The 12,877-nt window shown below is 33.0% G+C and carries 16 protein-coding genes; 8 read left to right on the top strand and 8 right to left on the bottom strand.

Going from position 1 to position 12,877, the window contains the following annotated elements; translation table 11 throughout:
* Positions 1–17 precede the first annotated feature (17 nt).
* Positions 18–1,421, top strand: coding sequence for a sensor histidine kinase (locus C7H52_RS03755; RefSeq protein ID WP_106462548.1), 1,404 nt, complete (start codon positions 18–20; stop codon positions 1,419–1,421).
* A gap of 6 nt (positions 1,422–1,427) precedes the next feature.
* Positions 1,428–2,210 (top strand): enoyl-CoA hydratase/isomerase family protein, encoded by a 783-nt coding sequence (locus tag C7H52_RS03750; RefSeq protein WP_106462547.1) that lies wholly within the window; start codon positions 1,428–1,430, stop codon positions 2,208–2,210.
* Positions 2,211–2,286: 76 nt separating this feature from the next.
* On the opposite strand, the gene C7H52_RS03745 is transcribed toward C7H52_RS03750, so the two are convergent.
* Complete coding sequence (locus C7H52_RS03745; protein WP_106462546.1) at positions 2,287–2,883, bottom strand: hypothetical protein; 597 nt, start codon at positions 2,881–2,883, stop codon at positions 2,287–2,289.
* Between the two features lie 146 nt (positions 2,884–3,029).
* On the opposite strand from C7H52_RS03745, the gene C7H52_RS03740 reads away from it, so the two are divergent.
* A complete protein-coding gene (locus C7H52_RS03740; RefSeq protein ID WP_106462545.1) occupies positions 3,030–3,905 on the top strand; it encodes an AraC family transcriptional regulator in 876 nt (291 codons plus the stop codon).
* Here the strand turns inward: C7H52_RS03740 and C7H52_RS03735 are convergent.
* The 4 genes from C7H52_RS03735 to C7H52_RS03720 all read right to left on the bottom strand — a co-directional run bounded on the left by C7H52_RS03735 (position 3,902) and on the right by C7H52_RS03720 (position 6,954).
* Entirely contained in the window at positions 3,902–4,555 is a 654-nt protein-coding gene (locus C7H52_RS03735) for an HD domain-containing protein (protein WP_106462544.1), read from the bottom strand. The genes C7H52_RS03740 and C7H52_RS03735 overlap by 4 nt on opposite strands.
* A gap of 158 nt (positions 4,556–4,713) precedes the next feature.
* On the bottom strand, positions 4,714–5,700 hold the full coding sequence (locus C7H52_RS03730) for an acyl-ACP desaturase (protein ID WP_106462543.1): 987 nt from the start codon (positions 5,698–5,700) through the stop codon (positions 4,714–4,716).
* Positions 5,701–5,703: 3 nt separating this feature from the next.
* On the bottom strand, positions 5,704–6,441 hold the full coding sequence (locus tag C7H52_RS03725) for a lysophospholipid acyltransferase family protein (protein ID WP_106462542.1): 738 nt from the start codon (positions 6,439–6,441) through the stop codon (positions 5,704–5,706).
* Between the two features lie 102 nt (positions 6,442–6,543).
* On the bottom strand, positions 6,544–6,954 hold the full coding sequence (locus C7H52_RS03720; RefSeq protein WP_106462541.1) for a BrxA/BrxB family bacilliredoxin: 411 nt from the start codon (positions 6,952–6,954) through the stop codon (positions 6,544–6,546).
* A 209-nt stretch (positions 6,955–7,163) separates the two neighbouring features.
* Between C7H52_RS03720 and C7H52_RS03715 the strand changes: the two genes are divergently transcribed.
* Positions 7,164–7,931, top strand: coding sequence for a TerB family tellurite resistance protein (locus tag C7H52_RS03715; RefSeq protein ID WP_106462540.1), 768 nt, complete (start codon positions 7,164–7,166; stop codon positions 7,929–7,931).
* 191 nt (positions 7,932–8,122) lie between these two features.
* Here the strand turns inward: C7H52_RS03715 and C7H52_RS03710 are convergent, their stop codons facing one another.
* Positions 8,123–9,262 carry a cystathionine gamma-synthase gene (locus C7H52_RS03710; RefSeq protein WP_106462539.1) on the bottom strand — a complete coding sequence of 380 codons (1,140 nt, stop codon included), beginning with the start codon at positions 9,260–9,262 and terminating at the stop codon, positions 8,123–8,125.
* 166 nt (positions 9,263–9,428) lie between these two features.
* Here C7H52_RS03710 and C7H52_RS03705 point away from each other — a divergent pair, with 166 nt between their 5' ends.
* Complete coding sequence (locus tag C7H52_RS03705; RefSeq protein WP_181256201.1) at positions 9,429–10,100, top strand: PdaC/SigV domain-containing protein; 672 nt, start codon at positions 9,429–9,431, stop codon at positions 10,098–10,100.
* On the opposite strand, the gene C7H52_RS03700 is transcribed toward C7H52_RS03705, so the two are convergent.
* Positions 10,097–10,558, bottom strand: a complete 462-nt coding sequence (locus tag C7H52_RS03700) for a DinB family protein (RefSeq protein ID WP_106462537.1) — start codon at positions 10,556–10,558, stop codon at positions 10,097–10,099. The two genes, C7H52_RS03705 and C7H52_RS03700, sit on opposite strands and share 4 nt — an antisense overlap.
* A 78-nt stretch (positions 10,559–10,636) precedes the next feature.
* On the opposite strand from C7H52_RS03700, the gene C7H52_RS03695 reads away from it, so the two are divergent.
* Genes C7H52_RS03695 through C7H52_RS03685 form a run of 3 tightly spaced genes read left to right on the top strand, consistent with a single transcriptional unit; the run spans position 10,637 to position 12,402 of the window.
* Complete coding sequence (locus C7H52_RS03695) at positions 10,637–11,110, top strand: OsmC family protein (protein ID WP_106462536.1); 474 nt, start codon at positions 10,637–10,639, stop codon at positions 11,108–11,110.
* A gap of 37 nt (positions 11,111–11,147) precedes the next feature.
* Positions 11,148–11,504 carry an arsenate reductase family protein gene (locus tag C7H52_RS03690; protein ID WP_106462535.1) on the top strand — a complete coding sequence of 119 codons (357 nt, stop codon included), beginning with the start codon at positions 11,148–11,150 and terminating at the stop codon, positions 11,502–11,504.
* Complete coding sequence (locus C7H52_RS03685; RefSeq protein ID WP_106462534.1) at positions 11,494–12,402, top strand: DMT family transporter; 909 nt, start codon at positions 11,494–11,496, stop codon at positions 12,400–12,402. The genes C7H52_RS03690 and C7H52_RS03685 overlap by 11 nt, the downstream gene beginning before the upstream one ends.
* Here C7H52_RS03685 and C7H52_RS03680 read toward each other — a convergent pair.
* Complete coding sequence (locus C7H52_RS03680) at positions 12,397–12,876, bottom strand: acyl-CoA thioesterase (RefSeq protein ID WP_106462533.1); 480 nt, start codon at positions 12,874–12,876, stop codon at positions 12,397–12,399. The genes C7H52_RS03685 and C7H52_RS03680 overlap by 6 nt on opposite strands.
* Position 12,877: the final 1 nt, after the last annotated feature.

Below are 12,877 nucleotides of genomic sequence, written 5' to 3'. Positions count from 1 at the left end.
TCCGCATTTTTGTTGCCATGATTTTTTTGGTGCTACTCGCCTCTATTTTGATTGCTTTAGTAGCTATTTTTCAGTACCGTGAAGAAACTCAAGATTACCATACACAACGTTTAGAGCGTAAGGAAAAAAGTATAAAACGACATATCGAGTTTGTTATTAGAGAAACTACCTACGAGGTAAGTACAGAGAAAATTCCGCTTATTTTTAAGGATGAAATTCATGAAATTGCCGATGTGCATAACCTTCAAATTAATCTATACGATTTAGAAGGTTCTATATTAAAAAGTTCTAAAGCTGCTTTACCACAGGACACCATACAAGCTTGTATTAAAGCCCCTATTTTAAATGATTTACTTAACTCCGCAGAACATCGTGTAGTTGAAGAACGTGAGGAAGACGGACAAAGTTTTCGCTCTTCTTATACGTATTTAACCGATGCTAATTTTAAACCTATTGGGATTGTAAATTTACCTTACTTAGAGAATGACGATTTTCTAGCGAAAGAACTTCGGGAGTTTTTTGAGCGTTTAGGTTATGCCTATGTTTTTATGCTTTTTATTGCAATTGCATTAGCTTATTTACTCTCCAAATACATTACAAAAAATTTAAAAACCATTAGCGATAAGATTAACCAAACCCGTTTGGAAAAACGTAACCAGCGTATTGAAATTGGTTCTACGACCGAAGAAATAGCCACACTTGTAGATTCTTATAATAGCATGATTGACGAGCTTGAAGAAAGTGCGGTAAAGTTAGCCACAAGCGAGCGAGAACAGGCTTGGCGTGAAATGGCAAAACAAGTGGCGCATGAGGTTAAAAACCCATTAACACCAATGCGTTTAACCATACAGAGTTTTCAGCGTAAATTTGATCCTAATGATCCTGATATTATTCAAAAAGTAGATGAATATTCTAAAACCTTAATCCAACAAATAGATACCATGAGCTCCATTGCTTCGGCGTTTTCAAATTTTGCTAAAATGCCTGCTCAACAAAAAGAAGAGCTTAATGTGGTTGAAGTGATAGATTTGGCGTTGGATATTTTTAATGAAGATTATATTACCTTTAGTTCTAATAAAAAGGAAATCATTACTAAATTTGACCGGACACAATTAATAAGAGTCGTTACTAATTTAGTGAAAAATGCTATACAAGCAATTCCTAAAGAACGTACGCCAAAGGTTATAATTAATTTAAACGAATCTCCTACAGAGATAACCATTGAAGTTATAGATAATGGCGGAGGTATTAGCAAAGACAATATTGATAAAGTATTTGAACCTAAATTTACCACTAAAACCAGTGGTATGGGATTAGGTTTACCAATGATTAAAAGTGTAATTGAAACCTATAACGGAACGATAACATTTACAACCCAAGAAAATATAGGAACAACCTTTTTGGTTGTTTTTCCAAAATAATAAGCCATGACATACGAAAACATTCTTAGCAACTTTAGTAATGGAATAACTACTATTACTGTTAACCGACCAAGTAAATTAAATGCCTTAAACAAAGTAACTATTGAAGAGCTACACCATGCTTTTAAAGAAGCTAATAGCCATAAAGAAACTAAAGTAATTATACTTACGGGTTATGGAGAAAAAGCATTTGTTGCTGGAGCAGACATAAGCGAATTTGCTAATTTTAGTGTAGAAAATGGCGGCAAATTGGCTGCCAATGGGCAAGAACTTCTATTTAATTTTATTGAAAATTTAGACACTCCTGTTATTGCTGCTGTAAATGGTTTTGCTTTAGGCGGCGGTTTAGAATTAGCCATGTCTGCTCATTTTAGAATTGCTAGCGATAATGCAAAAATGGGGTTACCAGAAACCTCTTTAGGCGTCATTCCTGGATATGGTGGGACACAGCGTTTACCACAGCTTATTGGCAAAGGTCGCGCAATGGAATTAGTCATGACTGCTGGAATGATTGACGCTGCTACTGCGTTAAATTATGGTTTAGTAAACCACGTGGTGTCTTTAGAAGAACTACTACCTCTTGCTGAAAAAATTGCAGGCAAAATTATGAGAAACTCTTCGGTTGCTATAAGCAAAGCTATTAAAGCTGTAAATGCCAACTTTATAGATGGTGTTAGTGGCTATGAGGTGGAAATTGAGCAGTTTGGCGCTTGTTTTGGTACTGCCGATTTTAAAGAAGGTACTACTGCATTTTTAGAAAAACGTAAAGCAGACTTTAAAGGACATTAATTATATGCCTTTCCTAAATTAAAAAAGCCTCACAAATTGTGAGGCTTTTTAAGTAAGTAGGGATTTATTGGTAGATTTATAAGTTTACCAATTCTTCAAAAACGTCGCCGTTTTTTGTCTTTATAACCACTTTATAAGAGGTTGCTTTGTTTTTATTTAATTTAAAGATACGACCCGCAAAATTCTGGTCTTTAACAAGTTCCTTTTTTAATAAGTTAAACTCATTGGTTTCAATATCTTTGGCGTAAATGTATATTTTAAGCTTGGTTAAGCCTGTCGTTAACTGGCTTACATATAACAAATTACTTCTAAGCGTAACAGTTGGTGCGTAGCTTTTTAAAACTCTTTTAGTATTTACTTTTGCAAACTCTTCTGTAACTTTAACTGGGTAACGATTTGTTACTTTGTTAGTAGTAACCTCGAAAAAATAGTAACCTTCTGGCAGTAAACTAAAATCGAAGTTTTTACTGTATGAACCAGCATTTTCAATTACTTCAGAATATAAAATACTTGAAAATTTATCCTTTAAAACTACTTTAGAGTTTTTCTCTACGAAGTCTAACTTAAATTCGGTGTATTTACCTAAATCGCCATCTCCTTTTGTAATATTATTAGCATTTAAACTATTTATAGCTAATACAGCTATCACTAATACATTTAAAATCTTTTTCATCATCTTCATATTAAAAGTTATGGTACAAAATTAATAGTTTTAACGCTTAAAGAACATATCATAATTGCCACATTTATACACTATATTAACCTTAATATCTTTTTTTTTCTTAAATTGTGTTAATTTTAATGTTATAATTAGTTGTTATGCAGCAAAAACCCAGCTTAGAACATATTGATCCTAATGTATTTAGTTCAATTTTTATTAAACAACACGATTTTAATCATCCAAACACGTTTTTATCTTGGCATTTTCATCCGGAACTGGAATTGGTTTACATTAAGAATGTCTCTGGAAAACGTCATATAGGTAGCCATCTGTCTTATTTTGACACCAATCAATTATTATTGGTAGGTTCTAACTTACCTCATCAAGGTTTTGCCAATAATATGCCGGTAAATGGCAAAGAGACCATTGTACAGTTTAAGCCTAATTTTTTAGGGGACGCCTTTTTTAATTTACCCGAAACTTTTGAAATTAATAATTTACTAGAGCGGTCTAAACAAGGTTTACTTTTTACTGGTGAAGAAAAAGATAAAATTGGATTAAAAGTGGAAGCCCTAATGGAAACCAGCGGATTTAACAGAACACTTTTGTTTCTAGAAATTTTGAATGATTTAGCGCAGCAAAACGACTACAAGGTTTTAAATGGTAATGGCTATGCGTTTGAGAGTGATTTAAAAGGCAGTCATAAAGTAGATACTATATTTAGTTATATCACAGAGCATTTTAGAGATGATATTACTTTAGAAGCTATTGCAGATAAAACTGGTATGACAGTCCCATCATTTTGTAGATTTTTTAAAAAGGCAACCGGCAAAACCTTTACAAAGGTTTTAAATGAATACAGAATTGTACACGCTACAAAACTCATTACAGAAACAGACCATACAATTACCGATATTTGTTATGAATGTGGTTTTAATAGTTTCTCCTATTTTAACACTCAATTTAATTTAATTACTGGAAAAAGTGCCTCAAAATATAGAAAGGACAAACGTGCTTTTTTAGAATCTAATTAAACTTTACCGTTCCACTCGTTATAAAATTGATCTAAATACAGTTCCATAAAGGCATGACGTTTTTCGGCCAACTGTTTTCCTGTTTTAGTATTCATCTTATCCTTTAAAAGTAACAGCTTTTCATAAAAATGATTTATAGTTGGTGCGGTAGAAGCCTTATACGTTTCCTTATCCATGTGTAAATTTGGCGCTATGTCCGGATCGTAAATCTTACGGTTTTTAAATCCGCCATAATTAAATGTTCTGGCAATTCCTATAGCACCTATCGCGTCTAGTCGGTCAGCATCCTGAACCACATCGAGCTCTAAAGACTTAAATTTTTGAGTTTCATGTCCGCCTTTAAAACTTATATTTTCAATAATAGCAACAACATGTGTTATGATAGGTTCTTCAACTTGAAACACTTCTAGATGTTTTCTTGCCACTTTTGGGCCAACAGTTTCATCGCCATTATGAAATTTACTATCGGCTATATCATGTAATAAAGCTCCTAATGCAACCACAAAACTGTCCACTTTTTCAGTTTTTGCTATTAATAAGGCGTTTTTATACACGCGTTCTATGTGAAACCAATCGTGTCCACCTTCAACATTTTCGAGTTGTTTTTTTACGAAATGTATGGTTTGATTAATTATTGAGGTTTTATCCATAGCACAAAAAAAAGCCTTTCAATTTAAAGTTGAAAGGCTTTGTTGAATTTTGTTTGGTAAAAGTAATTCACCTATTTCAATACATAATAATCTCATCTAAATTAGTGTGAAGTTGAAAAAAATTCAGCTTGACTAAACGTTATAAGGATTCAAATGCTTTACAATTTTGCTGGTTCCACCCATTTAAACTGATAAGAGTTTGCTGGTACCTTCATTCGCTCTGCAATACGCGTCATACGTGCCGGTAATTTCATTAGGTAATCTCTGGCTTTTTCAGCTTCAGGATCAAGACCAGTCATACCACCAATATTCCATTTCGTATTTAACTTCTCTAAAATATCGATATAATCCATAGATGTGTAAACACCTATTCGTTGTGCAGTATTACTAAACTCTTCAAAAGCAGTGCTAATTTCGCCTCCAGATTCTCTTAAAAAATGAGCTGGCATAGTAATTTTTGCTTTCATCATATATTCAAAAGCCATCATCATCTGGTTTGGATCTTCTTTAAAAATACGATCTACAAATTCGCTATATGCCATATGATGACGCATCTCATCTCCAGAAATAATTTTACACATTTTAGCTAACTGCTTATTTCCTTTTTCTTTGGCTAATTTTGCCACACGGTTATGAGAAATATAGGTTGCTAATTCTTGGAATGAAGTGTAAACAAAGTTTTTATAAGGATCACGGTCTGTACCAATATCAAACCCATCGGCAATTAAGTGCTGCGTGGTTTTTTCAATTTCTTTCATGTTTACACGTCCAGATAAATACAAATATTTATTTAGCACGTCTCCATGTCTGTTCTCTTCAGAAGTCCATTGGCGCACCCATTTAGACCAGCCATTTCGCTCTATTTGCCCTACACCTTCCACATCCATTAACCAAGATTCGTAAGTTGGTAAAGCTTCTTCTGTAATCATATCTCCTACCAATACCACCCAGAAATCGTAAGGTAACTCTTTGCTTAACTCGCGGATTTCCTTAACTTCTTCAAAAAACGTATCCGATTCTGAATCTGGTAAAAAATCACTTGGTTGCCATATAGTTTCTATAGGCACTAGATATTTTTCAATTAACGTATCAACATCTTTTTCAAGATATTTCATAACGTCTAAGCGTATATTTTTTAAAGACATAATTTATGTAGATTTAATGGCGTTTGTAATAGTATGTTCTACTTTATCTATAAGATCCTGGGCTTCGTAATCTTTAACTTTTAAATAATCGTGAACAGTAAATGTAATATGATGACCAATTCCCATAGGAAATTTACCGTAAGGTAAGGTTTTATACGAATTATTTATAGTAATTGGAATAACAATTGCATTTGGTGCTTTCTTAAATAACACGGTTAACCCTTTCGTTTGAAATGGTTTAGGAGCTCCAGTTCTACTTCTAGTACCTTCTGGAAAAATAACCACTGCACGTTTATGAGTTTCAATATAATTTGCCATAGCCGCAATAGCTGTTAACGCCTGACGCGGATTTTTACGCTCAATTAATACAGATCCTCCAACTCTTAAATTATAAGAAACACTGGGAAAACCGCGTCCCAATTCCTTTTTGCTAATAAATTTTGGATGAAATCTACGCATAAACCAAATTATTGGTGGAATATCATTCATGCTTTGATGATTGGCAACAATAATTGCTGGCTGGTCTGTAGGGATATGGTCTGGAACTTTAAAACTATAGGTAAATCCTAAAATATGTAAACAACGAGTTAAGCCAAGATTTAATAATGCCACACTTATTCTGTGTGCATTATATCCAAACACATTATAGCAAATTACTTGGATTGGATGAAATATAAGCAACAACAATCCAAAAAATATAAAGTAAATAATGGTTAACGGATAGGCTAAAATTTTCCTCATTATAATAACTATAGTAAACTACAAAGTTAGTGACATTAAAAGATTAGACATAAAAAAACCACGTAAAAATACGTGGCTTTACTATGTATGCATTGTAAATTTTTAACAGTGTGTGTTATAGGCATCTCTTAAATTCTCTGCAATTAACTCTGCTGGTCTTCCTTCAATATGATGACGTTCAAGCATGTGAACCAATTCACCATCCTTAAATAACGCCATACAAGGTGAGCTTGGAGGAAAAGGCACCATAAATTCTCTAGCTTTATTTACAGCATCTTTGTCTACACCCGCGAAAACTGTAGTAATGTGGTCTGGTTTCTTACTATTATCTAAGCTCATTCTGGCTCCTGGTCTGGCATTTGCAGCTGCACAACCACAAACAGAGTTGACTACTAGTAATGTAGTACCTTCTTTAGAAATTGCGTTAGTAACATCTTCACTGGTATGTAATTCTTGAAAACCTACGTTAGTTAAATCTTCACGCATTGGTTTTACTAATTGTTCTGGATACATAATTTCAATTTTTATTTATACTGCAAAGTTAATCAAAAATCATGCAATACTCTTTTTTGAAATTTTTTAAGTGAATTTGTGCCATATGGTCAGTTTAATCTATTTACAAAAAACATCTTTTGATTTTTAGATATTACATATTAAAACTGTAACAATTTTTAATAACTTCTACTAACTATAGTATCTTTGAATTGATAAAATTAGAAGTAATGAGTGTATTTAAATGGATTGGTGCCACAGTGGGATGGTCGCTTGGTGGACCTTTAGGTGCTATTTTAGGATTGGCTTTGGGAAGTTTAGGCGATGCGTTTTCTAAAGAAGAAAACCTGTTTAATCTTGGAGAAGGCGATAAGAAAAAACGAAGACCATCTCCAAATTACAGTTATAGAAACCAGACACAACCCGGAGATTTTGAAGTAAGTCTCTTGGTTTTAGCCAGTGTGGTTATTAAAGCCGATGGAAAACAAGATCAGCGAGAATTGGATCTTGTACGCATGCAATTTGTTAAACTTTACGGTAAGGAACGGGCAAATAATGCGTTTAAAGTTTTTAAGGAAATAAGTAAGCAGCAAATTTCTACTAGACAAGTTTGTTTGCAAATACAGCAACGCATGGAACATGCATCCCGCTTACAACTGGTTCATTTTCTATTTGATATTGCAAAAGCAGACGGCGAAGTACATGAGAGCGAAGAATCTCAAATACATACCATTGCTGGATATCTTAATATTAGCTATCGCGATTACGAAAGTATTAAAGCCATGTTTTATAACAGTAGTAATAGCGCATATAAAATTTTAGAGATTACACCAGAAGCTAGTGTTGATGAAATTAAAAAAGCATACAGACGCATGGCTAAAAAATACCATCCAGATAAAGTAGAACATTTAGGCGAAGCACATAAAAAAGGAGCGGAAGCAAAATTTAAAGAAGTTTTAAAAGCTTACGAACAACTTCAAAAAGAACGCGGATTCTAATATTACATATGGGTTAAAAAATAAAAAAGGTGAAATTGCTTTCACCTTTTTTGCCCCAAATCTACCATTAACTTAACCTACTTACGTTATGGTTTAGTAAATATAACCCTACTACACTTTGTATAACAATTTTTTTGTTGAAATGTGAAATTACTCGTTAAAGTGACTGTTTTTAACAATTATTGAGTTTATTAACTTAAAGCTTGAGATAAATCCTGAATTAAGTCTTCGATATCTTCAATTCCTACACTTAATCTAATTAAGGAATCCACAATGCCTAATTTGTCACGTTCAGCTTTTGGTATACTAGCATGCGTCATACTTGCCGGATGTCCCACAAGTGACTCCACACCGCCTAATGATTCTGCTAGTGTAAATAGTTTTAGCTGCTGTAATACATGTATGGTTTCTTCATAAGTACTATTTTTTAAACTAAAACTTACCATACCACCAAAATCTTTCATTTGCTTTTTTGCAACTTTATGGTTTGGAAAGTTTTCAAAACCTGGCCAATAAACACGATCTACTTTTGGATGATTCAAAAGAAAATGAGCCACAGTTTTCGCATTTTCGCAATGTCTTTGCATCCGGACATGTAGTGTTTTTAAACCTCTTAAAGCTAAAAACGCGTCTTGTGGGCCACAAATAGCACCACTAGAATTCTGAATGAAATAAAGTTTTTTAGCTAATGCTTCATCTTTAACCACCAAACCGCCTAAAACCACATCGCTATGTCCACCAATATATTTGGTAATAGAATGCATTACTATATCTGCTCCTAAATCTAATGGTTGCTGTAAATATGGGCTTGCAAAGGTATTGTCTACTGCTAACAGTATACAATGTGTTTTTGCTATGTGGCTAACCGCTGCAATATCTATAATGTTTAACAGCGGATTTGTAGGCGTTTCTATCCAGATTAATGCTGTTTTTTCATTTATAAAACTTTCAATATGAGACGCTTCCTTCATGTCCACAAAATGAAACACTATTCCGTAGGTCTCATATTGCTGTGTAAATAATCTATAACTGCCGCCATACAAGTCATTAGTTGCTATCACTTCATCTCCAGGTTTTAAAAGTTTTAAAATGGCATCTATTGCAGCCATTCCAGACCCAAATGCTGAACCGTAAACACCATTTTCTATACTAGCAAGAGCATTCTCTAAAGCTTCTCTACTTGGATTTTTAGATCGTGAATATGCATAACCTTTATGCACGCCTGGTGCTTCTTGGATATACGTAGAAGTTTGGTATATAGGTGGCATTACAGCGCCATAAGCCTTGTCTGGATGTTGATTTCCGTGGATGGTTTTGGTGTTAAATTTCATACAGTAATTGTATTTTGCTATCATTTTAAGTTAAAAATGATTTTGATAACCACTAAAATAACGTTTAATTCGTTGTATTAAAAACCGCATCAAATTCTTTAACGTCATGTTTAAATTCTCTAAATTATATTTCTACTGTGCAATTACCTTAACTTTTTTGAGTTTAATGTCATGCGAAAAAGAAGAAGTTTTACAATACTCCGAAATTAACATCACCAGTATGAAAGACACTAAAGTAGTAGTGAATATCCCAAAAGTTCTAGGTGATAGCGAAGTAGCTCAAAAAATAAATAAAAAACTAACTCAATTTGTTACAAATGCATTACAAATGGATGTTAATGCGGAAGATACAGAAGACATTACTTTGAGCGTAACTCTTTTTAATACTGCTTATAAGCGCTTTAAAAAACAGGTAGAGCAAATTACAACAGAACCTTTACCAGCTTGGGAAGCTGTTATTGAAGGCGAGAAGATTTATGAAGATGAAAACTTAGTCTCTTTTAGTATGTCTTCAAGCATAAATACTGGAGGCTCAAAAGGAACTACACAAATTAAGTTCTTAAATTTCGATAAGGATATGGGAAAAGCATTAAGTTTTAAACACCTTATCTCAAACCCTGAAAAATTTAACCTAGTTTTAGAAAAATATTTGGTACGCGAATTAATGTCTAATACAGCTTACACCATAAAAGAATTTAAAACAGAAGGTAAGCTAAGAAATCCCGATGAAATAAGCTTTAATACAAATGGTATTATTGCATTGTATAAAACCAATTTAAACGATTTTGTTGAAATAGCTGTACCATTTTCTCAAATTGAAAGCTTTCTAAATTATTAGATTTTTAAAGCACGCTTTTGGGCTAAAATATAGCCTAAATGAATCCCTTCATGAAAATTATTAAATGCTATAGCCTCTTCTACAGTAGTTAATGTACTTTTTGTGGTTACGGTATACTCATGAAACGTTTGAAAAACCCTATTGGTGTAATCTTCTTTGGTTTTTTCAATAGTAGAAAACAATAAGCCTTTAACAAAATCCACTTCAGCTTGAGTGGCTTCATGCTCGGTTTTAGTTCCTTTTTTGTATTTATCTACAAAATCTTCCTCCAATAACATAGGTAAGCCCGATAGTTTATATACCAGAATTTGTTGGGTTACTACAGTGTGCGCTATATTCCAAAAAATATTATTGTTATAGCCTTCTGGAACTTTATTAAGTTGTTCTAAATCTAAATTTTCTAAAAACGATTTAAATATGGTTCTGTTTTTTATGGTAACGTCGAAAGTAAAATTCATGTTTTAATAATTTTTTCTTAAAGCTAAAATTAATTCATTTAAAAACCATAATTTTTACATGTTATTAACTCAAAAACTATGAAAACACATCGTTATAATACCACCATAAACTGGACAGGTAATTTAGGTTCGGGAACAAAAAGTTATAAAAACTACAGTAGAGATTATACCATTAGCAGTAATGGTAAAACCCAAACCATCTCTGGCTCCAGCGATCCTGCTTTTTTAGGAGATAGCTCTAAATATAATCCGGAAGAATTATTACTAAGTGCAGTAAGTTCATGCCATATGCTTTGGTATTTGCACCTTTGCGCCACAAATAATATTGTAGTCACTAGCTATACAGACAAGGCTACCGGCACTATGAAAGAGGTAGAAAATGGAAGTGGAAAGTTTACAGGAATTACTTTACATCCAGAAATTACTATAACCGCTAAAGCCGATTTAAAATTGGCAGAATTACTTCATAACAGGGCAAATGAAATGTGTTTTATTGCAAATTCCCTAAATTTTAAAGTAGCACATCAAGCAGTTATTTCAGTTGAAAATTGATAGAAATACGTTTTCTTTGCACTGAAATACTTTAGCTATGAACATTTTTTTCTATTTAAAATCTTGCTCGACCTGTAAACGAATTTTAGACGATTTAAATTTACCTGAAACGGTAACGCTTCAAAATATAAAAAATGATCCTATTACAGAGGAGCAGTTAGACCACATGAAAAAACTAGCAGGCTCACACGAAGCTTTGTTTAGCAGAAGAGCAACGCTATATAAAGAAAGAGATCTTAAAAATGAAACGCTAACAGAAAACGATTATAAAGCTTTAATATTAGAACATTATACCTTTTTAAGTCGTCCCGTTTTGGTGTCTAATAATACTATTTTTGTTGGAAATTCTAAAAAAACTGTGGAAGCTGCTAAAACCTTTTTAAATGAACACTAGAGCATTAGCACTAATAGCTGTTTTTATGGTGCAGCTTTTGTACGGGTTAACCTTTACATTTGCTAAAGGCATTATAAATGAAGGCCTTATTGCGCCTTTTGGATTTATTTTAGTGCGCATTATTGGCGCAACCGCTTTATTTTGGATCCTGAGCATATTCACCAAAAACGAAAAAATAGAGCGTAAAGATTTTCTGACCTTCTTTTTAGCCTCCATATTTGGTATTGCCTTAAACATGCTAACCTTTTTTAAAGGATTAGAATATACTACGCCCATAAATGCTTCTGTAATTATGATTACAGTGCCCATAATTGTTTTACTCCTTTCTGCTATTTTTTTAGCTGAAAAATTGACCTTAATTAAGGTGTTAGGCGTTTTTTTAGGGTTTAGTGGAGCTATAATTTTAAGCTTATATGGTTCTGGAACTTCAAGTGTTGGTAGCAATGTGCCTTTAGGTAATTTACTAGTGTTTATAAATGCTGCATCCTATTCGGTTTATATTATTATTATTAAAAAAGTCACTTCAAAATACCATCCATTTTCATTTATTAAATGGTTGTTTTTATTTGGTTTGTGTATTGTGCTGCCTTTTGGTTATGAGGATTTAACACAGGTAGAACTTTACAGGTTTACTGCTTACGACTTTTTTGCGGTGGCATTTGTGGTGGTAGGAGCAACCTTTGGAACGTATTTATTAAATCCAATTGGTCTTAGACATTTAAAAGCATCTACTGTAACCACTTTTATATACTTACAACCAGTTATTGCTGCCATTTTTGCAATTGCTATGGGTGCAGACAGTTTAAATGTGATTAAAGTTTTAGCGGCTGCTATTATTTTCTCTGGTGTCTATTTAGTAACAAAGAAGAAAAAAGAAAAACAGGAAAGTATATTATAACTCTAAGTTTTGCGGTTTTTTTCCAAAAGCTCTGGTATCTTCTTTTGTTAAAACCTTGTAATTTTTAGACTTAGGGAAGTTATTAGCATCCGTTAGTAACTCTTCCTTTAGTGCGGTAAGTTGTCGGGTATTTAAATCTATCCACGCGCCTAAAATCTCACAATGCGCTAAATGTTTACCTTTTTTATTGTAGAAGTTATGCTCAAATTTAAAAAACATACCATCTTCACTTAAACCAGCAACTTCAAGAGAAACATCAATCGTTTCACCTAAAAAAGCTTCTTTAAAATAATAGATATGCTCATAAAATACAACTGGACCTAAATGTGCTTTACTTAAGGTCATTAATGAAAATCCATGATCCTGTAAAAAAGCCGTTCTGGTATGGCTCATTAAATTTAAATAGGCAGAATTTGCCATATGTCTATTCGCATCAATATCGCTCCAGCGTATTTCAAAAGATTTTTTATACATA

The organism is Aurantibacter aestuarii (assembly GCF_003008425.1).
Taxonomy (GTDB): Bacteria; Bacteroidota; Bacteroidia; order Flavobacteriales; family Flavobacteriaceae; genus Aurantibacter; species Aurantibacter aestuarii.
The sequence above is the reverse complement of the archived record's forward strand: the minus strand, read 5'-3'. Positions and strand labels throughout refer to the sequence as shown.

What these genes read in the sequence shown, in the direction of transcription:
- C7H52_RS03755 (WP_106462548.1), top strand. Translation starts at nt 18, where the DNA reads ATGATTTTTTTGGTGCTACTCGCCTCTATTTTGATTGCTTTAGTAGCT.
- C7H52_RS03750 (WP_106462547.1), top strand. Translation starts at nt 1,428, where the DNA reads ATGACATACGAAAACATTCTTAGCAACTTTAGTAATGGAATAACTACT.
- C7H52_RS03745 (WP_106462546.1), bottom strand. Translation starts at nt 2,883, where the DNA reads ATGAAAAAGATTTTAAATGTATTAGTGATAGCTGTATTAGCTATAAAT.
- C7H52_RS03740 (WP_106462545.1), top strand. Translation starts at nt 3,030, where the DNA reads ATGCAGCAAAAACCCAGCTTAGAACATATTGATCCTAATGTATTTAGT.
- C7H52_RS03735 (WP_106462544.1), bottom strand. Translation starts at nt 4,555, where the DNA reads ATGGATAAAACCTCAATAATTAATCAAACCATACATTTCGTAAAAAAA.
- C7H52_RS03730 (WP_106462543.1), bottom strand. Translation starts at nt 5,700, where the DNA reads ATGTCTTTAAAAAATATACGCTTAGACGTTATGAAATATCTTGAAAAA.
- C7H52_RS03725 (WP_106462542.1), bottom strand. Translation starts at nt 6,441, where the DNA reads ATGAGGAAAATTTTAGCCTATCCGTTAACCATTATTTACTTTATATTT.
- C7H52_RS03720 (WP_106462541.1), bottom strand. Translation starts at nt 6,954, where the DNA reads ATGTATCCAGAACAATTAGTAAAACCAATGCGTGAAGATTTAACTAAC.
- C7H52_RS03715 (WP_106462540.1), top strand. Translation starts at nt 7,164, where the DNA reads ATGAGTGTATTTAAATGGATTGGTGCCACAGTGGGATGGTCGCTTGGT.
- C7H52_RS03710 (WP_106462539.1), bottom strand. Translation starts at nt 9,262, where the DNA reads ATGAAATTTAACACCAAAACCATCCACGGAAATCAACATCCAGACAAG.
- C7H52_RS03705 (WP_181256201.1), top strand. Translation starts at nt 9,429, where the DNA reads ATGTCATGCGAAAAAGAAGAAGTTTTACAATACTCCGAAATTAACATC.
- C7H52_RS03700 (WP_106462537.1), bottom strand. Translation starts at nt 10,558, where the DNA reads ATGAATTTTACTTTCGACGTTACCATAAAAAACAGAACCATATTTAAA.
- C7H52_RS03695 (WP_106462536.1), top strand. Translation starts at nt 10,637, where the DNA reads ATGAAAACACATCGTTATAATACCACCATAAACTGGACAGGTAATTTA.
- C7H52_RS03690 (WP_106462535.1), top strand. Translation starts at nt 11,148, where the DNA reads ATGAACATTTTTTTCTATTTAAAATCTTGCTCGACCTGTAAACGAATT.
- C7H52_RS03685 (WP_106462534.1), top strand. Translation starts at nt 11,494, where the DNA reads ATGAACACTAGAGCATTAGCACTAATAGCTGTTTTTATGGTGCAGCTT.
- C7H52_RS03680 (WP_106462533.1), bottom strand. Translation starts at nt 12,876, where the DNA reads ATGTATAAAAAATCTTTTGAAATACGCTGGAGCGATATTGATGCGAAT.